This window comes from Rhodobacter xanthinilyticus (genome assembly GCF_001856665.1).
GTDB lineage: Bacteria > Pseudomonadota > Alphaproteobacteria > Rhodobacterales > Rhodobacteraceae > Rhodobacter > Rhodobacter xanthinilyticus.
On record NZ_CP017781.1, the window covers coordinates 2,692,464 to 2,712,234 of the forward strand.

The following is a 19,771-nucleotide window of genomic DNA, read 5'->3' on the forward strand; positions in this document are numbered from 1 at the left end:
GCCATGAACCTGCTTTTCGCCAATGACCGCCCCGGAGAATACCCCCGCAGCTTCTATGCCGATACCGCCGACCCCACGCCCGAGCGCGCGCCCCTGACGGGCGCCGTGCGGGCCGATGTCTGCGTGATCGGCGCGGGCTATACCGGGCTCTCGGCGGCGCTGCATCTGGCCGAGGCCGGGCGGCGGGTGATCGTGCTCGAGGCGCATCGGGTGGGCTTTGGCGCCTCGGGGCGCAACGGTGGGCAGATCGGCTCGGGCCAGCGTCTCGAGGTCACCGAGCTCGAGAAGATGGTCGGCAAACCGGGCGCGCGGCGGCTGTGGGATCTGGCCGAAGCGGCAAAGGCGCTGACCTTCGATCTCGCCGCGCGCGCCGGCGTGCCGACCCATCGCGGCATCGCCCATGCCGCGCTCAAACCCGCCGAGGTGCGCCATGCCCATGAGATGGCCGAGCATCTCGCGCGGCATTACGATTATGAGCAGATCACACCGCTCGACCGCGCGGGCCTGCGCGCGCTGATCCCCTCGCCGCGCTATATCGGCGGCGATATCGACCGCGGCGCGGGTCATGTTCACCCGCTCAACCTCGCGCTCGGAGTGGCGCGGCTGGCCGAGGCCGCGGGCGCCACGATCCATGAACGCTCGGTCGTCACCCGTATCGAGCACGGCACCGCCACCACCCCGAGCCGCATCTTGACCGCCACCGGCGAGGTCACCGCGGATCATGTCGTGATCGCCGCGAACGGCTATCTCGACCGGCTCGAGCCGAAGATCACCGCCCGCGTCATGCCGCTCAACAATTACATCGTCGCGACCGAGCCGCTGGGGGAGCGGGTGCGCGAGGTGCTGACCGAGAACATCGCCGCGCATGACACGAAATTCGTGGTCAATTACTGGCGCTTGCATGAAGACCGGCTGCTTTTTGGCGGCGGGGAATCGGTCACCGACCGCTTCCCGCGCGATATCGCGCGCAAGGCGCTGGTGCCGATGCTGAAGACCTACCCGCAACTCAAGGGCGTGAAGATCACCCATGCCTGGGGCGGCACGCTCGCGATCACCCTCAACCGCATGCCCTATTTCGCCCGCCCCGCGCCGAACTGCCTCTCGGCCTCGGGGTTCTCGGGCCATGGCGTGGCGCTCGCGACGCTATCGGGGCGGCTGATGGCGGAGGCGATCACCGCCACGGGCGACGGCTTTGACGCGATGGCGGCGGTGCCGACCTACCCGTTCCCGGGCGGCGGCGCGCTGCGCTGGCCGATCCTTGTCGCCGGGATGAGCTTTTACGCGCTGCGCGACCGGCTGGGGATCTGAGAAGGGGGAGGCGCAGCCGGGGGGCAGAGCCCCCTCTGGCTCACCCCATCACGCGCGGATAGTCGATCTTCGGGCAGCGATCCATCACCACCCGCAGCCCGGCCGCGCGCGCGGCCTCGGCGCCCTCGGGGCTGATCACGCCCAACTGCATCCAGATCGTGCGCAGCGCGGGCAGGTGCGCCACCGCTTCGGCGACGATCCCCGGCACCGCCTCAGAGGCGCGGAAGATGTCGACCATGTCGACCGCGATCTCGGCGGGGATCTCGGCGAGGCTCGCATAGACCCGCTCGCCCATCAGCTCCTGCCCCGCCAGGCCCGGGTTCACCGGGATCATCCGATAGCCCTTGGCTTTCAGGAATTCGGCCACATGATGCGAGGGCCGCGCCGCGTTGGCCGACACGCCCACCACCGCGATCACCTTGGTATCGCTCAGAATTTCTCGAATCTCTTGATCTTGCATCCGGTCCTCCCTTTGGCGGTGAGCTTAATGAAAAAGGCGCCCGAGCCAAGGGCCGGGCGCCGAAGTTGTGGAACGAGGGACAGTGAACTGAAACGCAGCGGTTCCAAGGCTGCGTTCCGACAAATCAAACATAGGTATGTAAAACCGCCGTTAAAGGGGGTCGCGGCAAAATCGCGCGGAAGTGAGGCGGCGTGACTCAGCGGTGTGTGGCGGCGTAGAGCGAGACCGCCGCCGCGTTCGAGACGTTGAGCGAGCCGAATTCCCCCGCGAAGGGGATCTTCACCAGCCGGTCACAGGTCTCGCGGGTTTTCTCGCGCAGGCCCGGCCCCTCGGCGCCGAGCACCAGCGCCACCGGCCGCGGCCCAATCGCCGCGAGGCCCTCGGCCAGCGACTCCTCCGCCTCGCCCGCAAGGCCGATGAGCACAAAGCCCATGTCGCGCAGCTCGACCATCGCATCGGCGAGGTTCGTCACCCGCAGATAGGGCTGACGCTCGAGCGCGCCCGAGGCGGTTTTCGCGAGCGCCCCGGTCTCGGGCGCCGAATGGCGCGCCGGCGCCACCACGGCGCGCGCGCCAAACACCTCGGCCGAGCGCAGGATCGCGCCGACGTTATGCGGGTCGGTCACCCGATCGAGCAGCACAACGAGCGGCTCGCCCCGCCCGGTCAGCGCGACATCCTCGAGCTTGCCCCAGTTGAGCGGCTTGACCTCGAGCGCGGCGCCCTGATGGACGCTGTCGGGGGCGAGCGTGACATGGCTGTCGAACTTGCGCGGATCGACGATCTCGGGCTCGAGCCCGCCCGCCGCGATCGCCGGGCCGAGCTTGTCGGCGGCATTTTTCGTCAGCACCAGCCGCAGCTTGACCCGCGCCGGGTTCATCAGCGCATCGCGCACCGCATGCAGCCCGAAGAGCCAGACGGTCTCGGCCGCCGCCGCGCGCTTGGCGCGTTCCTTGTCGATCACCCAGCTCGGCTTTTTCATCGCTCTCTCCGCGGATTGGCGCATTCGGATTGGCTCTTTTGACGCCAAACGCGCAAAATCGCAAGCCTGCAAGCCCGCCCCGGGCGCCGCCGCGCGCCGCGCGCGAAAAATTCTCGCGCCGCGCTTTTGCCCCCTTGACGCCCCCCGCCCCCTTCGGTATCCCCCGCCTCGCGTCGGGTGACGAGCTGCAAGGTGCGGCAGCGGACTGTAACTCCGCCGGGGAGACCCATGCCTGGTTCGATTCCAGGGTCACCCACCACTTCCCCCAGAATTGGTGATCCATCCGACGCTCTGCCAGCCGCAGACCCGCCGCGAAAGCGGTCTTTTGCCCGCCCGGAAACCCGCTATAGTATCGGCCAAAGAAACGAGGCAGGTCATGGCAGTGAGCACGGCGCCCAACTTCAACGTCTTTTGCGTGGTGCAATCGGGGCGGCTCGAATATGAGGCGCTGATCTTTGCGCGCTCGTTCCGCGAGGCGAACCCGGGGTTTCTCGGCCGGCTGCTGATGGCCGAGCCCGGCGGGCCGCGCTGGAGCCAGACGACGCGGGTCTCCGACCCGGTGCGGGCGCTCCTCGAAGAGGCGGGCGCCGAGATTATCCCCTTCGAGAACAAGCACTTCGGGGAAAGCTACCCCTATGGCAACAAGATCGAGGCGATGACCGCTCTGCCGGCCGAGCCCTTCGTGTTCTTCGATACCGATACGGTCTTCACCGGGCCGCTCGCCTCGGTGGGCTTCGATTTCAACCGCCCCTCGGCCTCGATGCGCCGCGAGGGCACCTGGCCCGAGCCGCCCCTTTACGGGCCGGGCTACACCGCGATCTGGAAGAGCCTTTATGACAAGTTCGGGCTCGAGTTCGACAGCTCGCTCGATAAAACCCAGTTCGACGAATATTGGCAGCGCTATCTCTATTTCAACGCCGGCTGGTTCTTCGGCGCCGATGCGGTGACCTTCGGCAAGCGCTTCTTGCATTATGCCCATGGCATCCGCTGGGATACGCCCGATGAGCTGGCGAGCCAGTCGCTCGACCCCTGGCTCGATCAGGTGGCGCTGCCGCTCGTGATTCATTCCTTCGGCGGCGGCCGGCCGGGGCCGGAATTGGCGGGGCTCGACGGCGATGTCAGTTGCCATTACCGGGCGCTGCCGCTGCTTTACGCGCGCGAAAGCGACGCGGCGGTCGAGATGGTCGAGCGGGTGACGGCGCCCAATGCGGTCAAGAAGGTTCTGAAGAACTACGACCCCGCCAAGAAGCTGATCTATCAGGGCAAGGGCATGAAATTGCGTCGCAAATTCGATCGCGCCAATCTGCCGCCGCGGGAGGCGATGCTGCGCAATGCGATCCGGCGCGAGGGGCTGTGGCTGCGCTGAGCGCGGCCGCGGGCCTGTGGCGCGGACGGAATTTGCGTATTTGGGCCAAGAAGAAGGGCCAGGGATTCGGGCTGCATCGCCGTTTCTGAATGTGTTTGAAGGCGCCCCGGCCCGGGGTTAGGGTGCCCCCACTTTTTGCGGGAGGCGCGAATGACCGACTATTCCTTTGACACGTTGCAGATCCATGCCGGCGCGGAGCCCGATCCGGCCACCGGCGCGCGGCAGGTGCCGATCTATCAGACCACGGCCTATGTGTTCCGCGATGCCGATCACGCGGCGCGGCTCTTCAACCTCGAGGAGGTGGGCTATATCTATTCGCGGCTGACCAACCCGACGGTGTCGGCGCTGGCGGCGCGGGTGGCGGCGCTCGAGGGCGGTGCGGGGGCGGTGTGCTGCTCCTCGGGGCATGCGGCGCAGATCATGGCGCTGTTCCCGCTGATGGGGCCGGGGCTCAACATCGTCGCCTCGACGCGCCTTTACGGCGGCACGATCACCCAGTTCAGCCAGACGATCAAACGCTTCGGCTGGTCGGCGAAATTCGTCGATTTCGACGATCTGGCGGCGCTCGAGGCGGCGATCGACGGCAACACCCGCGCGGTGTTCTGTGAGTCGATCTCGAACCCGGGCGGCTATATCACCGATCTCGACGCGGTCTCGGCGGTGGCCGACAAGGCGGGCGTGCCGCTCATTGTCGACAACACGCTGGCCTCGCCCTATCTGTGCCGCCCGATCGAGCATGGTGCGACGCTGGTCGTGCATTCGGCGACGAAATACCTGACCGGCAACGGCACCGTGACCGGCGGCGTGATCGTCGACAGCGGCAAGTTCGACTGGTCGGCCTCTGACAAGTTCCCCTCGCTCTCGGCGCCCGAGCCGGCCTATCACGGGCTGAAATTCCACGAGGCGCTCGGGCCGATGGCCTATACCTTCCATTCGATCGCGGTCGGGCTGCGCGATCTGGGGATGACGATGAACCCGCAGGGTGCGCATTACACGCTGATGGGGATCGAGACGCTGAGCCTGCGGATGGAGAAGCATGTCGCCAATGCGAAGGCGGTGGCGCGCTGGCTCGAGGCCGATCCGCGGATCGATTACGTCACCTATGCGGGGCTCGAGAGCTCGCCCTGGCATGACCGGGTGGCGCGGATCTGCCCGGCGGGCGCGGGCGCGCTCTTCACGGTGGCGGTCAAGGGCGGCTATGAGGCCTGCGTCAAGCTCGTCGACAGCCTCAAGCTCTTCAGCCATGTGGCGAACCTCGGCGACACCCGCTCGCTGATCATCCACTCGGCCTCGACCACCCACCGCCAGCTCACCGAGGCCCAACAGGTCGCCGCGGGCGCGGGCCCGAATGTGGTGCGCCTCTCGATCGGCACCGAGAGCGCCGAGGATCTGATCGCCGATCTCGATCAGGCCCTGACCCTCGCCACCGCCTGATCGGCCCGCGACCGATCACGACTTGGCAAAAACCCGACCAAGCGCCCGCCCTGACCCGGCGGGCGCCTTTTCACGGGGCAAAAAAGTCTTTACCAAGGGCCGAAGCACGGCCCCGCCGTTCCTCCCCCCGTCCGGCCGCTCCCGGTATCGCAAGAGACCCGCATGAAACCCAGCTTTGCCCTCAACCTCACCCCTGACGGCATCGGCCTTTTGCGCCGTGTGGAGACCGGCTGGGAGGACTTCGGCGAGGTGGCGCTCGACGCCGCCGACCTGCCTGCCGAGCTTGGCGCGCTGCGCGAGGCGGCGCTTGCCGTGGCGCCCGAGGGGCTGACCACGATGCTGATCATCCCGCCCTCGCAGATCCTCTACACCGAGATCGAGGCCCCGGGCCCCCGCCCCCGCCAGCGCCGCGCGCAGATCATGGCCGCGCTCGACGGTATGACCCCCTATGCGGTCGAGGATCTGGTGTTCGATTTTTCCGGCCGCGGCGAGACGGTGAAGGTTGCGGTGGTCGCGCGCGAGACCCTCGATGAGGCGGAGGCCTTCGCCGAGACCCATGGCTTCGCGCCGATCTCCTTTGCCGCGATCCCCGGCCCCGACCAGTTCGAGGGCGACCCCTGGTTCGGCCCGACCCGCAGCGCGGCGACGCATCTGCCCGAGGGCGCCCAGGTCGAGCGCGACAACGAGCCGCTGCGGCTGGCCGAGACCGCCGCTTTGGCCGCCGCCCTGACGGGGGAGCCCGAGCCGGAGCCGGTGGTCGAGTCGGAGCCGGAGCCCCTGCCGGAGCCGGAGCCCGAGCCCCTGCCCGAGCCGGAGCCCGAGCCGGAGCCCGAGCCGGAACCGGAACCTGAAATGGTGCCCGCGCCGGAGCCCGAGGAGCTGCCGGAACCGGAGCCGGAGATCGCGCCGGAACCCGAGATCCTGCCCGAGCCCGAGCCGGAGCCCGAAATCCTGCCCGAACCCGAGATCCCGGCCGCCCCGGAGCTGCCGCTGTTTGCGGCCGCGCCGTCCGTGCAGGCCCCCGAAACGCCTGCCGAAACGCCCGCCCCCGCGCTTGAGGCCGATCTCGACGCGGATCTCACCGACGAACTGACCGACCCCGAGGCGCTGCTCGATCTCGACCTCGCGCTGAACGCGCCCCTTGCGCCGCGCGCCGAGCCCGCCGCCGCGCCGCGGCCCGAGCCGCTGCCCGAGCCGCTGCCCGAGGCGCACGAGACCAAGTCGCTCGCCGCCGCCCCGGCCGCGCCCGCGCCCGATGAGGCCCCCGAAGCGCCCTTCGCCATGATCGAGGAGCCCGAGGATCTCGAGGCCGAGGCCGCGCCGCTGCCCGCCTTCGCCTCGCGGCGCAAGCTGGATGTCGACCTCGCCCCCGAGGGCGGAGCGGCGCCGCCGTTGGGCGGGGCTGCGCGGCTGCATCCGCGCCCGGCCGATCAGCCCGAGCCCCCGCCGCTCGCCGCGCCCGAGCCGAAGGCCGATCTCGTGCGCAGCGGGGCGGCGCGGATCACCTCGCCCGACCTCGTGCTGCCCGGCGCCGAGCCCGCCCCCGCGCCGCTGAAGGTCAACACCCGCGCGGTCGTGGCCAAGCCCGGCAAGGACAAGGCGCCCGCGAAGAAGCCCACTCCGCCGGTGCTGCGCTCTGGCAAGATCGAGACGCCGGTGAAGGCGCCGGCTGCGCAGCCCGCCGCCGCGCCGGAGGCCGCCGCCAGCCCCGCCGAGCCGCCGGTCGAGCGGACCGTGTTTGGCGGGCGCAAACAGCCCCGGACGGTCGGCGGCAAACCGCGCCATCTGGGCCTGATCCTGACCGGCGCGCTGGTGCTGTTGCTCGGCGTCGTCGCGCTGTGGTCGAGCGCGCTCACCGATGACGGCGCGCCGCAAAGCCTCGCGCCGCCCGCCGGTGGGGCGCAAACCGGCGCGCTCGATCCGGCCGCGCCCGCGACCTTGGCGCCCGAAAGCCCCGCCCCCGCGACCCCTGCGCCCGAGACGGCCGCGCCCGCGCAGACCGGCGCCGCCGAGCCCCCCGCCCCGGCCCAGACCGAGGCCGCCGCGCTCACCGCCGAACCCGAGGCCCCGCCCGCCCCCGCGACCGCCGCCGAGGCGCTGGCCGCCGCGCCCGCCGCCCCGCAGCCCGCCGTTGCCCCCGATGGCGAGGCCACCGCCACCAGCCCGCCCGCGCTCAGCGCCGCCGATCTGACCGCCGCGATCCCGCCCAGCCCGCTCGCCGCCCAGGCGCTCGGGCTTTCGCTTGCCGGTGTCTCGAGCGCCTCGCCCGAGGCCGCCCCCGCCGAGACCGCCGCCGAGCCCCCCGTGGCCGCGGTCGCCCCCACCGCCGAGGGCGTGCAAATGCCCGGCGATTTCACCCTTTACTCCGGCAAGCCCGCGCGCATCCCGCGCGACCGCCCCGCCGCGATCGCCGCCGCGGCCGCCGCCGCGTTGGCCGCCGCCGAGGCGCCCTATGCCGACCCCGCGCTCAAGGGCGCCAAGCCGAAGGCGCGCCCCGCCGCCGTCGCCCGCGCCGCAGCCGCCGCGGCGGCGCCCCCCGCTCCGGCGCCCGAGGCCGCCCCCGCGCAAACGCCCGAGGACGGCGCCGCCCTTGCGCCGCCCGCCGCCGATCCGGCACTCGCCGGCGCCAAACCGCGCGCCCGCCCCGCCGCCGTGAGCCGCGCCGCAACGGCCGCCGCCAACGCCGCCGCCGAGGAAGCCGCCGCCGCCCAGGCCGCCGAGGAGGCCGCCCGCGCCGCCACCGCCAGCGCCACCGCTCAGGCCGTCGCCGTCTCGCGCCGCCCCGTCGCCAAGCCGCGCAACTTCCGCGCTTCGGTCGAAAGCGCGCTCGCCGCCGCGATCGCGGCCGAGACGCTGCCCGCCGCCGCGCCAGTGGCCCCCGTGGCCGCCCCCGCCGCGCCGAGCAAGGCCGCCGCCGCGGCCGCCCCCGCGCCCGAGGAACTCGACGAGCCCGAGCCCACCTCGGTGATGCCGCGCCTGCCGACCTCGGCCTCGGTCGCCAAACAGGCCACCGAGAAAAACGCGATCAAGCTCGGCGACATGAACCTGATCGGCGTCTACGGCTCCTCCTCGAACCGCCGCGCGCTGGTGCGGATGCCGAATGGCAAATTCGTCAAGGTCTCGGTCGGCGACCGGCTCGATGGCGGCAAGGTCACCGCGATCGGCGAGGGCCAGCTCACCTATCAAAAGGGCAGCCGCGCGATCACGATCAAGCTCCTCAAGGGCAGCTGACCGCCAGCACACGGAAAGTTCAGGCTTTTTCGCCTTGAACAGAGCCCCCCGACGGGTACCATCGGCGCCTGACCGCTCTCGCCCCTCCCCCAGACCCGGACCCTGATGGAAAGCTTCCTGCTGCAAGCCTCGCTCTATTTGTTCGCCATGGTGATCGCCGTGCCGCTGGCGACGCGCGCGGGCCTGGGCTCGGTGCTGGGCTATCTGCTCGCCGGGATCCTGATCGGGCCGGTGACCGGGCTTTCGGGCACCGAAATGACCGATTTGCAGCATTTCGCAGAGTTCGGCGTGGTGATGATGCTGTTCCTGATCGGGCTCGAGCTCGAACCGCGCGCGCTCTGGGCGATGCGCGACAAGCTCCTTGGGCTTGGCGGCTTGCAGGTGGTGCTGACGATGGCGGCCGTCACGGCGATCGCGCTCGCGCTCCAGCAGCCGCTGCGCACCGCGCTCGCGATCGGGATGATCTTCTCGCTCAGCTCGACCGCGATCGTGCTGCAAACCCTCAATGAACGGCGCCTGATCCAGACCGCGGGCGGACGCTCGGCCTTCGCGGTGCTGCTCACACAGGATATCGCGGTGATCCCGATGCTGGCGCTGATGCCGCTGCTGGCGCTGCCGGGCGCGCGGGCGCTGGCCAAGGCCGAGGCGGGCGATGGCCATGCCGTCACCCATTTCATCGAATCGCTGCCCGGCTGGGGGGTGACGCTGCTCACCCTCGCCGCCGTCGCCGCGGTGATCCTCGCGGGGCACCTGCTCGTGCGCCCGCTCTTCCGCTTCGTCCATACCGCGCGGCTGCGCGAGGTGAACACCGCGATGGCGCTGATGATCGTCGTCTCGATCGCCTCGCTGATGAACATCGTCGGCCTGTCGCCCGCGCTCGGCACCTTCCTCGCCGGCGTCGTGCTCGCCGACAGCGAGTTCAAACACGAGCTCGAAAGCGATATCGAGCCGTTCAAGGGCCTGCTGATGGGGCTTTTCTTCATCACCGTCGGCGCGGGCATCAACTTCCAGGTGTTCACCGCCGCGCCCTTCCAGACGCTTGCCCTCGTCGCCGCCCTCGTCGGGCTCAAGGCCGCGATCCTCTACGGGCTCGCGCGGATCTTCCGCCTCACCGGCCCCGACCGCACGCTCTTCACGCTCGGCCTCGCGCAGGCGGGCGAATTCGGCTTCGTGCTCGTCGCCTTCGCGGTCAGCCAAAGGATCCTGCCCGCGCAGACCGCCGAAAAGGTGCTGCTCGTGATCGCGCTTTCGATGCTGATCACGCCGCTGCTCTTCATCCTCAACGAACATCTCGCCCGCCTGCGCCGCCCCGAGCCCGGCCCCGCCGCCGACGAGATCGAGGAACAACAGCCGATCATCATCGCCGGCGTCGGCCGCTTCGGGCAGGTGGTGAACCGGCTCGTCACCATGTCGGGCTTCCGCACCACCGTTCTCGACGCCGATCTCAAGACCATCCAGCTGATGCGCACCTTCGGCTTCAAGGCCTATTTCGGCGACCCGACGCGCCCGGATCTCCTCGCCGCCGCCGGCCTCGCCTCGGCGCAGGTGCTCGTCGTCTGCCTCGACGACAAGGCCTCGATCACCCGGCTCGTCAGCTATGCCCGCCGGATGCGCCCCGATCTGCATATCATCGCCCGCGCCCGCGACCGCTACCACGTCTATGAGCTCTACCGCGCCGGCGCCAATGACATCGTGCGCGAGATGTTCGATTCGAGCCTGCGCTGCGGGCGCTATGTGCTCGAGAACGTGGGCCTGAGCGAATTCGAGGCGGCCGAGCTCGAAAAGCTGTTCTTCAAGACCGATCGCGCCAATGTCCGCGAGCTCGCCCAGGTCTGGAAACCCGATGTGCCGATCGAGGAAAACCCCGATTACATCGCCCGCACCAAGGCGCTCAACGCCGAGCTGGAAGCCCAGATGATGGGCCGATTCGCGCGCCGCACGAGCCAGCCCGACCCCAACGACCGCCCCGCCGAGGACGGCATCATCGAAGAGGGCTGAAACGCGAAACGGGCCCCGAGGGGCCCGCTCCGTCAGATCCGGTGGAGGCGATCAGGCCGCGCGGCCGATCAGAACCTCGTCCACGGCCTTCGCCGCGCCGGCCTCATCGGTGCCCGACACGGCCGCGACTTCGCGCGTCAGACGCTCGAGCGCCGCTTCATAGAGTTGACGCTCGGAATAGCTCTGCTCGCGCTGATCATCGGCGCGGTGCAGGTCGCGCACCACCTCCGCGATCGAGAGCAGATCGCCCGAGTTGATCTTCTGTTCATATTCCTGGGCGCGGCGCGACCACATCGCGCGCTTCACCTTGGCCTTGCCCTTCAGCGTTTCGAGCGCTTTCGAGACGATCTCGGGCGAGCTCAGGCCGCGCATGCCGATATCGACCGCCTTGTGGGTGGGCACGCGCAGCGTCATCTTGTCCTTCTCGAAGGAGATGACGAACAGTTCGAGCCGCAGCCCGGCAATCTCCTGCTCCTCGATCGACATGATCTTGCCGACGCCATGAGCCGGATAGACGACGAAATCGTCCGGGCGAAACTCGGTTTTCTTGGTCTTGGTCATTCAGATGCTTCCTTGCAGCCGCGACTTTCTCCCCCCGATCAGCGCACAAGACACCCACGGCGCCGAGGCTCCGCGATGTCCGGTATCTGTCGCTGAAATCTCCCGCGAGGCGAGCAGGTCTGCGGGACGGGATCGAACTCCTTGTTACAGGAATGTAGCATAAAATAAGGGCATTTCAAAGCGCGGCGGTGCAGCACGAAAGCGCGAGCGGAGAATTTTCCCCGTCAAACAGCGCTTAACCTTAGATTTGTCTTAATGTTTACCCTGCGTCAGGGGCTGTCTTTTCGCTTCGAATCAGAAAGGGCGCCCCCGGCGCCCTTATCCACAGCCTGTGGAAGAATCAGCCCGGCGCCGCCCGGGGCGACGACTCAATCGCCCTGGCCGGGGTTCGGCGAGAAGTATTTCTCGAGCTTGCCGGTCTCGCCGTCGCGGGCCTCATAGCCCGGCATCGGGTCTTTCTTCTGGGTGATCACCGGCCAGAGTTCCGCATATTTGCGGTTGAACTCGACCCAATCCTCCATCCCCGGCTCGGTATCCGGGCGGATCGCATCGGCCGGGCACTCGGGCTCGCACACGCCGCAATCGATGCATTCATCGGGGTGGATCACCAGGGTGTTCTCGCCCTCGTAGAAACAGTCGACCGGGCAAACCTCGACACAATCGGTATATTTGCAGGCGATGCAGTTATCGGTGACGACATAGGTCATGGGACACCCCGGAGCGTTGGTTCTTGCCGTTTCCTAGCGGGAGGGCCGCGCACAATCAAGAGTGCGGGATATATAAAAGCCCGGCTGCGGCGATCTGGCCCGTTGCTCAGAACGCCTGTTCCGGCGGCGGCGCGGCGGCGGGGCGTTTGGTCTCGCCCAAGGGCTCCCACAGCGTCGCGGCCTCGGTCGCAGGGCCGCGGCGGGTGCCGCAGGCGAGGATCCGCACCACCATCACCTCGCCGCCCAAGCCAAAGGTCAGCACATCGCCCGGGCCGATCGCGCGGCCCGGTTTCGCGCAGGGTTGACCGTTGATCCGCACCCGGCCCTCGGAGATCATCTCCGCAGCCAGCCCGCGCGATTTGCAAAACCGCGCGTGCCAGAGCCATTTGTCGAGGCGCAGCCGGTCAGACCCGTGCGCCATCGCTCACTTCTTGCCTTTCAGCGCCGCGAGCACCGCAAACGGGCTGTCGGGGTCGATCGGCTTTTCCTTCTTGGGCGGATGCGCCTCGAAATGCCGCGCGCCTTTCTTGGCGTCGTCGAATTTCGGCTTGCCCTTGCCCTTCGGCTTGCCGCCGAATTTCTCGCCGCCACCCTTGCGATCCCCACGATCGCCGCGCTCGCCCCGGCCCTCGGGCTTCGGCCCGCGCTCACCGCGCTCGCCGCCGCCCTCGCGCCGCGGGCCCCGCTCGCCCCGCTCGGGGCGCACATGGCGCGGGCGCGGCGCCCAGGTGAAGGTGAAGAAGGTCTCGAGTTCGGGCTCGGCGGCCTCGGCCACGGCTTCCGCCTCGGCCACCGGCGAGCTTTCCTCCGGGATCGGGTTCTCGGCGCCCTCGGCGCCCGCCTCGGGGGCCTTCGGCTCGGCCACGGGCCGGGTCTTGGCGCGCTCGCCCTTCTCGGCCTTGTAGCCCAAGCCCTCCATCAGATCGGCGAATTGCTCGAGCGTCATGCCGGTGATCGACAGCATATCCGGGTTCGCCTCAAACCCCGCGCGGCTGTCTTGCGTGCGCAGGATATCGGCGAGGCGCTCGAGCATGTCGATGCGGATCGCGCGCGCGCCCGCCGGGCGGTAGCCCGAGAGCGAATAGGCCTGCGCGCCGACTTCGGGGATATGCGGGATCGTCACGAGGCCCGGCGGCGGGCTTTCGGGGAACTCGGCCAGCCCTTCCCAGAGCGAGGCGAGCACGAGGCGCAGCCGCGTCGGCGCGGGCTTGAGCAGCGCCGGCATGAAGATCGTGTATTGGCCAAAGCGCACGCCATGCTTGCGCAGCGCGCCGCGGGCGTCCTGGTCGAGCTCTTTGACCTCGGCCGCCACCGACTCGCGCGGGATGATCCCCATCCCCTCGACGAGGCGGAAGGCGAACCCGCGCGCGAGCCCCGTCAGAGCCTCATCGCGGCTCATCGCCAGCATCGGCTCGAAGAGCGCCGCGACCTTGCGGTCTATGAAATGCTGCAGGCGGCGCTTGACCTTCTCGGCCACATCCGCGCCCGCTTCCTCGTCGACGAAAGCCTCGACCGAGGGCTTGAGCGGCTCGGAGCCCTTCACCAGCTTGCCGACCGCCGTGGTGCCCCACATCAGCCCGCCCTGCTCGGTGAAATCCATCTCCGTATCGGGAGCGTTGTAGAACCGGTCCGCCCGCAGGTGGAATTCCGGCTTGAGCGCCTCATAGGCCGCACGCGCCAGCATCTTCGCCTCATCGGGCGAAGAGGTTTGGTCCTGCTGGAAGCGGAACCCGTCCAGACGGCCGGCGAATTCGCCCTCGACCGTCACTTCGCCCTTGTCGTTCACCTCGGCCACGAGGGTCTCCTTCTGCTTGAGCCGGCGCAGCAGCACAGAGGTGCGCCGGTCCACAAATCGTTGGGTCAGCGCGCCGTGAAGCGCATCTGACAGGCGGTCTTCTACAGCGCGAGTCTCCGCGCGCCAATGGGTTTCGTCATCGACCCAGCCCTTGCGTTGCGCCACATAGGTCCAGGTGCGGATGAAGGCGAGCCGTTTGGAGAGCGTGTCGATATCGCCGACGGGGCGGTCGATGCGGGCGATCTGCCCGGCGAGCCAGTCCGAGGCGATCCCCTTGCCGCTTTGCAAAAAGCCGAAGATCCGCGCCAGAAGGGTCGCATGTTCCATCTGCGAGATCGAGCGAAAATCGGGGATCCGGCAGACATCCCAGAGCAGACGCACATCGGCCGGGCGCGTCACCCGGTCGCGGATCTCGGGGAAATCGGCGAGCGTCTTGAGCGCGCGCAGGTCATCGGCCTCGCGCCCGCGGGTGAGCCATTCGTCGCGCGGGCTCTCCTCGAGCGCCTGCACGAGCCGCGCAATGGTGCCGAATTCAAGCCGCGGGTTGCGCCATTGCAGGCGCTGGATCGGCGCGAAGCGATGCCCCTCGACCGCCTCGATCACCTCCTGCGCGAAGGGCCGCGCCTCGCCCGTCACCCCGAAGGTGCCGTCCATCGTATGCCGCCCCGCGCGCCCGGCGATCTGGCCGATCTCATGGGGAAAGAGCGCGCGCATCCGCCAGCCGTCGTATTTCACCGTCGAGGAGAAGGCGACATGCTCGATATCGAGGTTCAGCCCCATCCCGATCGCATCGGTGGCGACCAGATAATCGACATCGCCGTTTTGATACATCTCGACCTGGGCGTTGCGCGTGCGCGGGCTGAGCGCCCCCATCACCACCGCCGCCCCGCCCTTCTGGCGGCGCAGGAGCTCCGCGATCGCATAGACATTTTCAACCGAAAAGCCCACGATCGCCGCCCGCGCGCCCATCCGACTTATCTTTTTCGAACCTGCCCAGCGCAATTCGGAAAATCTCTCGCGCCGGGTGAACTGCACGCCGGGCACCAGCGCCGCGATCGCGCCCTTCATCGTCTCCGAGCCGAGAAACAGCGTCTCGTGCAGCCCGCGCATGTGCAACAGCCGGTCGGTGAAGACATGGCCGCGGTCGGGGTCGGCGCAAAGCTGCACCTCGTCGATGGCGACGAAATCGGCGCCGATCTCGGGCATCGCCTCGGTCGTGCAGACCCAATAGGCCGCGCGCTCGGGCACGATCCGCTCCTCGCCGGTGACCAGCGCCACCACCGAGGGCCCGCGCGCCTTCACGATCCGGTCATAGACCTCGCGCGCCAGAAGCCTGAGCGGCAGCCCGATGACGCCGGTGCGATGCGCCAGCATCCGCTCGATCGCATAATGCGTCTTGCCGGTATTGGTCGGCCCCAGAACGGCCGTGATCCGCGATGCCATGCTCCCCCGCTCCAGCGCCTCAAAGCGCCGTGCCCGCGCGCGCCGTCTCCAGCCTGTCGATCGCGTCTTTCACATCCTGCTGATGCGGGTTCAAGGCAAAAGACGCCCGATAAGCCGCCAGCGCCGGGCCTGCATCGCCCATATCGTCGAGAATCGCCCCGAGCGTGGTCAGCGCCCCCCAATGCCGCGGCTCGAGCGCGAGCGCACGGCGCAGATCGACCACCGCCGGCCCGTAATAGCCCGCCATGTAATAGGCCGTCGCCCGGCTCGCAAAGCCCTCGGGGAACGCGGGCGCCAGATCGGTCAGCGCGGTCAGATGCTCGATCGCGGCGCCCGTGTCGCCCGCGTCGAGCGCCTCCTGCCCGCGCTTGAGCAGCAGATCCATCACCGCCGAGCCCGAGCGCGACCAGGCCCGCTCGATATCCGATTGCGCGCGCGCCCAGCCGGCATAATCGGGGTCCGCGAGCTCCGCAAAAGCGCGGTCGAGCCCCTCGGTCTCGGCCGCCGCCGGCAGGGCCAGGTTGACGATTACGGCAAGTGCCGCAACGATACATTTGTTTATCAGATTTGCACCGCGCATAACGAAACTGTAACTCATATGCCGGAGAAAGCGAGAGCCCGGCAGTCACATTCGGAGGAACTCATGAGCGACATCATCGAGGCGGCGGTTGCTGCCCTGGCCAAGAAGCTGCCCAACGGCTTCCCCGCGACCGCGAAATTCGTGATCAAGGACGAAGGCGCGATCATCATCGACGCCGAGGGCGTGCGCGCGGGCGATGATGAGGCCGATGTGACGCTGATCGCCTCCGCCGACACGTTCAAGGGCATCCTCGAGGGCGATGTGAACCCGACGATGGCCTTCATGACCGGCAAGCTGAAGATCGAAGGCGCGATGGGCCTGGCGATGCAGCTCGGCTCGGCGCTCGGGTGAGCGAGAGCCTCCTCCGCGGGGCGCCCCTCGAGCCGGCGCCCCTTCATGAGGAGATCGCGCGCGGCCCCGCGGGCGGCCGCGCCTTTTGGCTTTACGCCGAAGATCATGTGCGGATCCGTGCGGCCCTTTGGCCCGCGGCGCCGGGCGCCGCCGCGCCCCGGGGCACTGTCTTCCTGTTCCCCGGCCGCACCGAATATATCGAGAAATACGGGCCCACCGCGGTGCGGCTGAGCGCGGCGGGCTATGCCTGCCTCACCCTCGACTGGCGCGGCCAGGGCCTCGCCGACCGCCCGCTCGACGACCCGTTCAAGGGCCATGTCGGGCGCTTTTCCGAATTCCAGACCGATGTCGCGGCGCTCTATCGGCTCGCCGAGGCGCTCGATCTGCCCCGCCCCTGGGGGCTCTTGAGCCATTCGATGGGCGGCGCGATCGCGCTGCGCACGCTCATGGGCGCCCATCCTTTCGCCACCGCCGCCTTCTCGGCGCCGATGTGGGGAATCGGCCTGCCGCGGCCCTTGCGCGCCGTGGCCCGCCCGCTCGCCCGGCTCCTCCATGACAGCGCGCTCTCGCGGCTCTACGCGCCGGGCACCGGCCCGGAGACCTATGTGCTCGCCCAGCCCTTCGCCGATAACCTGCTGACCACCGACCCCGCCGTCTGGGCGATGCTGATCGAGCAGGTGGGCGCGGTGCCGGGGCTGATCCTGTCGGGGCCCTCGCTGCAGTGGGTCGCCGAAGGCATCCTCGAATGCGCCGATCTCGCCACCCGGCCGCCGCCGCGCCTGCCCGTCTATATCGGCCTTGGCGCCGAGGAGCGGATCGTCGAACCGGCCGCCGTGCGGGCGCAGGCCGCGCGCTGGCGCGAGGCGCGGCTCGAGATCTTCCCCGGCGCGCAACATGAGCTGATGATGGAGGGCGGCGCCACGCGCACCGGCTTCCTCGATGCGGCGCTCGCGCTCTTCGAGGCGATGCCGCGCTGAGGCCGCCTCAGATCTCGATCCGGCTGAACCCTTCGCGCAGCGCATCCGACCAGGCATGCGACATGCGGGTGAAATCCGGGTCTTCCTTCTGGATCCGGCGGCGCAGCGAGACCTTGCAGGCATCCTTCTCGATCACCGCGAAATCGAGCGGCATGCCCACCGAGAGGTTCGAGCGCAGGGTCGAATCCATCGATAGAAGCACCGCCTTGCGCGCCTCATCGAGCGAGGTCGCGGTCGTCACCACCCGGTCGAGGATCGGTTTGCCGTATTTGTGCTCGCCGATCTGCAGGTAAGGCGTGTCCTCGGTCGCCTCGATGAAATTGCCCTCCGGGTAGACGAGGAACATCCGCATCGCGCCGCCGCGGCGCTGGCCCGCGACGATCATCGAGGCCGAGGTCGAGACCTTCGAGGCCTCCATCCGCGCGTCGATATCCTGGCGCACATGGGCAAGCGTATTGCCGACGATCTCGGCGACCTTGAGCATCGAGGGCGCGAGCATGATCGAGGTCTCGCCCGAGGCGTCGCTGTCCTCGATCGCGTCGCGCAGCCGCGCGAGGGTGGTCTGCGTGACCGAAAGCGAGCCCGCGGTCAGGATCCCGATCACCCGCTCGCCCGGTTCCTCGAACAGGAACATCTTGCGATAGGTCGCGATATTGTCGAGCCCCGCATTCGTGCGCGTGTCGCTCAGAAGCACCATGCCCGCCTCGAGCAGCAAGCCAACGCAATAGGTCATCATGTCCCCCCGGGGATTCGCCTCTCGGCCTTTTATTGCTGCACCGCTTCCAGAGCAACAACCACCTCGAGGCTCTCCTCGCCCAGCCCCTGCGCCACCCCGCGGATCGGCGCGGCCTCCCGCGCATCGAGCCCGGAGCCCAGCCGGATATAACGCCCGTCCGGGCAGCACTGGTTGGCCGCATCAAAGCCGATCCAGCCGATCGCGGGCACATGCACCTCGGCCCAGGCGTGGGCCGCCTCATGCGGCGTGCCGTCCTCGGTCGCGTGCAGATAGCCCGAGACATAGCGCGCCGGCATCCCGACCGCGCGCGCCGCGGCGATGATCGCATGGGCATGGTCCTGACAGACCCCCTCGCCCAGCGCCAGCGCCTCGGCGGCGGTGGTATGGGCATGGGTCACGCCGGGTTTGTAGGCGATCGCCTCGGCCACCGCCCGCGCGATGCGATGCGCGCGCTCGAGATCATCCTCGGCGCCCACCACCGCCTCCTGGCCCAGCGCCTCGAGATCGGCGTCGATCCAGGTCGCGGTGGTCTCGCGCAGGTAAGCCATGGGCGAGACCAGCTCGCGATGACCGCGCAGCACGCCGGCCAGATCGGTCGTCTCGACCTGCCCCGCGACCGAGATCGTCACCTCCTCGACCGGGCCGCGCACCGACCAGCCCTCGATCCGGTCGCCCGCGCCGTCGCGGAAGCCCCCGCCCCGCACGCCGCCCTCGACCGAGACTTCCCAGGAGATCACCCGCTGGCCATCGAAACGCGAGGGGAACAGCCGCAGCGACTGCACCGCGGCGCGCATCGGCGCATCATATTGATAGGTGGTGACGTGATTGACCGTCAGGATCATCGCGCGTCTCCGCTCAGATAAGCATTATGGACCATGTCGGAGAGCTCGCCCACCTCGCGGATGAACCGGGTGAGGAACTCATGCAGGCCCTCTTCAAAGATATCCTCGACACGCGTGTCGGAGAGCTCGCCCAGCAGCGCGCGCGCGCGCAGCTGCGCGGGGCCGGTCTTGCCGTAATCCTTCGCGAGCGCGTCGAGATGGTCCTTGGTCGTCTCGAGCGCCGAGATCAGCGCGCGCGGGCTTTGCCGGTTCAGGATCAGGAAATGCGCGATCTTCGCCGCGGTGATGTCGCCGCCATAGGCCCAGTGGAAGGCCCGCAGCGCCGAGAACGCGCGCAGAAGCGTCTGCCATTGGTAATTGTCGAGGCCGGAGCCGACGAAATCCACCGAGGGCAGCAGCACGAAATATTTGACGTCGATCAGCCGCGCGGTGTTGTCGGCGCGTTCGAGCGAGAAGCCGAGGTTGAGGAAGCTGTAGCCGTCGTTGCGCAGAAGCGTCGCATCCATCGCGCCGCGGATCGAGGCGGCCTGATGGTTGACCCATTCGGTCAGCTCGGTCAGCTCGAGCTCGGAGCGCGGCTTGCGCTCGAGCTTGCGCATCTCCTGAAAGGCGGAGTTGAGCGCATCCCAGACCTGCGCGGTGAGCGCGGTGCGCACGATGCGCGCATTTTCCCTCGCCCGCTCCAGACAGCTCACCACCGAGCTCGGGTTGTCGCGATCGAAGAACAGGTAGCTCTCGATATTGCGCTGCACCGGGTCGCCATATTTGCTGGCAAAGCCTTCCGCCGTGCCCGAGGCCTGCAACAGGCTCTCCCATTCCGAGCGGTAGCCATGTCCCGCCGAGGGCATCAGCGCGATCCGCGCCCCCACCTCGAGCAAGCGCGCCATGGTCTCGGCGCGCTCGATATAGCGCCCGATCCAGAACAGGTTCTCCGCGGTCCGGCTCAGCATCCCGCCCCTCCGATGAAAATGGATCTTGTGGCTTGCGAAACGATCCTTGGGCA

Annotated in this window: 17 protein-coding genes and 1 tRNA gene; 8 read left to right on the forward strand and 10 right to left on the reverse strand. The window is 68.9% G+C overall.

Annotated elements, in window-relative coordinates; translation table 11 throughout:
• Nucleotides 1-3 precede the first annotated feature (3 nt).
• Nucleotides 4-1,308 carry an NAD(P)/FAD-dependent oxidoreductase gene (locus LPB142_RS13100; protein ID WP_071166639.1) on the forward strand — a complete coding sequence of 435 codons (1,305 nt, stop codon included), beginning with the start codon at nucleotides 4-6 and terminating at the stop codon, nucleotides 1,306-1,308.
• Between the two features lie 40 nt (nucleotides 1,309-1,348).
• On the opposite strand, the gene LPB142_RS13105 is transcribed toward LPB142_RS13100, so the two are convergent.
• Both LPB142_RS13105 and rlmB read right to left on the reverse strand, forming a co-directional pair.
• Complete coding sequence (locus LPB142_RS13105; RefSeq protein ID WP_071166640.1) at nucleotides 1,349-1,768, reverse strand: CoA-binding protein; 420 nt, start codon at nucleotides 1,766-1,768, stop codon at nucleotides 1,349-1,351.
• Between the two features lie 196 nt (nucleotides 1,769-1,964).
• Nucleotides 1,965-2,747, reverse strand: coding sequence for a 23S rRNA (guanosine(2251)-2'-O)-methyltransferase RlmB (gene rlmB, locus LPB142_RS13110; protein WP_068764900.1), 783 nt, complete (start codon nucleotides 2,745-2,747; stop codon nucleotides 1,965-1,967).
• Nucleotides 2,748-2,922: 175 nt separating this feature from the next.
• Here rlmB and LPB142_RS19115 point away from each other — a divergent pair.
• The 5 genes from LPB142_RS19115 (at nucleotide 2,923) to LPB142_RS13130 (ending at nucleotide 10,776) form a co-directional block, all read left to right on the forward strand.
• Nucleotides 2,923-3,006, forward strand: a tRNA-Tyr gene (locus tag LPB142_RS19115).
• A gap of 117 nt (nucleotides 3,007-3,123) precedes the next feature.
• Nucleotides 3,124-4,113 (forward strand): hypothetical protein, encoded by a 990-nt coding sequence (locus LPB142_RS13115; RefSeq protein WP_197474190.1) that lies wholly within the window; start codon nucleotides 3,124-3,126, stop codon nucleotides 4,111-4,113.
• 150 nt (nucleotides 4,114-4,263) lie between these two features.
• On the forward strand, nucleotides 4,264-5,547 hold the full coding sequence (locus tag LPB142_RS13120; RefSeq protein WP_071166641.1) for an O-acetylhomoserine aminocarboxypropyltransferase/cysteine synthase family protein: 1,284 nt from the start codon (nucleotides 4,264-4,266) through the stop codon (nucleotides 5,545-5,547).
• A gap of 162 nt (nucleotides 5,548-5,709) precedes the next feature.
• Nucleotides 5,710-8,778 (forward strand): hypothetical protein, encoded by a 3,069-nt coding sequence (locus LPB142_RS13125; RefSeq protein WP_071166642.1) that lies wholly within the window; start codon nucleotides 5,710-5,712, stop codon nucleotides 8,776-8,778.
• A gap of 105 nt (nucleotides 8,779-8,883) precedes the next feature.
• On the forward strand, nucleotides 8,884-10,776 hold the full coding sequence (locus tag LPB142_RS13130; protein ID WP_068764903.1) for a monovalent cation:proton antiporter-2 (CPA2) family protein: 1,893 nt from the start codon (nucleotides 8,884-8,886) through the stop codon (nucleotides 10,774-10,776).
• A 51-nt stretch (nucleotides 10,777-10,827) separates the two neighbouring features.
• Here LPB142_RS13130 and LPB142_RS13135 read toward each other — a convergent pair whose 3' ends face one another.
• From LPB142_RS13135 to LPB142_RS13155, 5 genes are all read right to left on the reverse strand, one after another.
• Nucleotides 10,828-11,337 (reverse strand): CarD family transcriptional regulator, encoded by a 510-nt coding sequence (locus tag LPB142_RS13135; RefSeq protein WP_068764904.1) that lies wholly within the window; start codon nucleotides 11,335-11,337, stop codon nucleotides 10,828-10,830.
• Between the two features lie 368 nt (nucleotides 11,338-11,705).
• A complete protein-coding gene (gene fdxA, locus LPB142_RS13140) occupies nucleotides 11,706-12,044 on the reverse strand; it encodes a ferredoxin FdxA (RefSeq protein WP_068764905.1) in 339 nt (112 codons plus the stop codon).
• Nucleotides 12,045-12,150: 106 nt separating this feature from the next.
• Nucleotides 12,151-12,465, reverse strand: coding sequence for an RNA-binding S4 domain-containing protein (locus LPB142_RS13145; protein ID WP_068764906.1), 315 nt, complete (start codon nucleotides 12,463-12,465; stop codon nucleotides 12,151-12,153).
• A gap of 3 nt (nucleotides 12,466-12,468) precedes the next feature.
• Nucleotides 12,469-15,282, reverse strand: coding sequence for a helicase-related protein (locus LPB142_RS13150; protein ID WP_071166643.1), 2,814 nt, complete (start codon nucleotides 15,280-15,282; stop codon nucleotides 12,469-12,471).
• Nucleotides 15,283-15,301: 19 nt separating this feature from the next.
• Nucleotides 15,302-15,862 carry a tetratricopeptide repeat protein gene (locus tag LPB142_RS13155; RefSeq protein ID WP_083392688.1) on the reverse strand — a complete coding sequence of 187 codons (561 nt, stop codon included), beginning with the start codon at nucleotides 15,860-15,862 and terminating at the stop codon, nucleotides 15,302-15,304.
• Between the two features lie 63 nt (nucleotides 15,863-15,925).
• Between LPB142_RS13155 and LPB142_RS13160 the strand changes: the two genes are divergently transcribed.
• Both LPB142_RS13160 and LPB142_RS13165 read left to right on the forward strand, forming a co-directional pair.
• On the forward strand, nucleotides 15,926-16,213 hold the full coding sequence (locus tag LPB142_RS13160; RefSeq protein WP_068764908.1) for an SCP2 sterol-binding domain-containing protein: 288 nt from the start codon (nucleotides 15,926-15,928) through the stop codon (nucleotides 16,211-16,213).
• The gene (locus LPB142_RS13165; protein ID WP_071166644.1) at nucleotides 16,210-17,190 is read left to right on the forward strand and encodes an alpha/beta fold hydrolase; all 981 of its coding nucleotides are present in this window, start codon (nucleotides 16,210-16,212) and stop codon (nucleotides 17,188-17,190) included. The genes LPB142_RS13160 and LPB142_RS13165 overlap by 4 nt, the downstream gene beginning before the upstream one ends.
• Before the next feature lie 7 nt (nucleotides 17,191-17,197).
• Here LPB142_RS13165 and LPB142_RS13170 read toward each other — a convergent pair whose 3' ends face one another.
• Genes LPB142_RS13170 through LPB142_RS13180 form a run of 3 tightly spaced genes read right to left on the reverse strand, consistent with a single transcriptional unit; the run spans nucleotide 17,198 to nucleotide 19,718 of the window.
• Entirely contained in the window at nucleotides 17,198-17,923 is a 726-nt protein-coding gene (locus tag LPB142_RS13170; RefSeq protein ID WP_068765041.1) for a peptidase, read from the reverse strand.
• A gap of 32 nt (nucleotides 17,924-17,955) precedes the next feature.
• Nucleotides 17,956-18,768 (reverse strand): transglutaminase family protein, encoded by an 813-nt coding sequence (locus LPB142_RS13175; RefSeq protein WP_068764910.1) that lies wholly within the window; start codon nucleotides 18,766-18,768, stop codon nucleotides 17,956-17,958.
• Nucleotides 18,765-19,718, reverse strand: a complete 954-nt coding sequence (locus LPB142_RS13180; protein WP_071166645.1) for an alpha-E domain-containing protein — start codon at nucleotides 19,716-19,718, stop codon at nucleotides 18,765-18,767. The genes LPB142_RS13175 and LPB142_RS13180 overlap by 4 nt, the downstream gene beginning before the upstream one ends.
• Between the last annotated feature and the right edge of the window lie 53 nt (nucleotides 19,719-19,771).

Bases quoted from the DNA above. Each gene is read 5' to 3' on its own strand.
- LPB142_RS13100 (WP_071166639.1), top strand. From the start codon at position 4: ATGAACCTGCTTTTCGCCAATGACCGCCCCGGAGAATACCCCCGCAGC.
- LPB142_RS13105 (WP_071166640.1), bottom strand. From the start codon at position 1,768: ATGCAAGATCAAGAGATTCGAGAAATTCTGAGCGATACCAAGGTGATC.
- rlmB (WP_068764900.1), bottom strand. From the start codon at position 2,747: ATGAAAAAGCCGAGCTGGGTGATCGACAAGGAACGCGCCAAGCGCGCG.
- LPB142_RS13115 (WP_197474190.1), top strand. From the start codon at position 3,124: ATGGCAGTGAGCACGGCGCCCAACTTCAACGTCTTTTGCGTGGTGCAA.
- LPB142_RS13120 (WP_071166641.1), top strand. From the start codon at position 4,264: ATGACCGACTATTCCTTTGACACGTTGCAGATCCATGCCGGCGCGGAG.
- LPB142_RS13125 (WP_071166642.1), top strand. From the start codon at position 5,710: ATGAAACCCAGCTTTGCCCTCAACCTCACCCCTGACGGCATCGGCCTT.
- LPB142_RS13130 (WP_068764903.1), top strand. From the start codon at position 8,884: ATGGAAAGCTTCCTGCTGCAAGCCTCGCTCTATTTGTTCGCCATGGTG.
- LPB142_RS13135 (WP_068764904.1), bottom strand. From the start codon at position 11,337: ATGACCAAGACCAAGAAAACCGAGTTTCGCCCGGACGATTTCGTCGTC.
- fdxA (WP_068764905.1), bottom strand. From the start codon at position 12,044: ATGACCTATGTCGTCACCGATAACTGCATCGCCTGCAAATATACCGAT.
- LPB142_RS13145 (WP_068764906.1), bottom strand. From the start codon at position 12,465: ATGGCGCACGGGTCTGACCGGCTGCGCCTCGACAAATGGCTCTGGCAC.
- LPB142_RS13150 (WP_071166643.1), bottom strand. From the start codon at position 15,282: ATGGCATCGCGGATCACGGCCGTTCTGGGGCCGACCAATACCGGCAAG.
- LPB142_RS13155 (WP_083392688.1), bottom strand. From the start codon at position 15,862: ATGCGCGGTGCAAATCTGATAAACAAATGTATCGTTGCGGCACTTGCC.
- LPB142_RS13160 (WP_068764908.1), top strand. From the start codon at position 15,926: ATGAGCGACATCATCGAGGCGGCGGTTGCTGCCCTGGCCAAGAAGCTG.
- LPB142_RS13170 (WP_068765041.1), bottom strand. From the start codon at position 17,923: ATGACCTATTGCGTTGGCTTGCTGCTCGAGGCGGGCATGGTGCTTCTG.
- LPB142_RS13175 (WP_068764910.1), bottom strand. From the start codon at position 18,768: ATGATCCTGACGGTCAATCACGTCACCACCTATCAATATGATGCGCCG.
- LPB142_RS13180 (WP_071166645.1), bottom strand. From the start codon at position 19,718: ATGCTGAGCCGGACCGCGGAGAACCTGTTCTGGATCGGGCGCTATATC.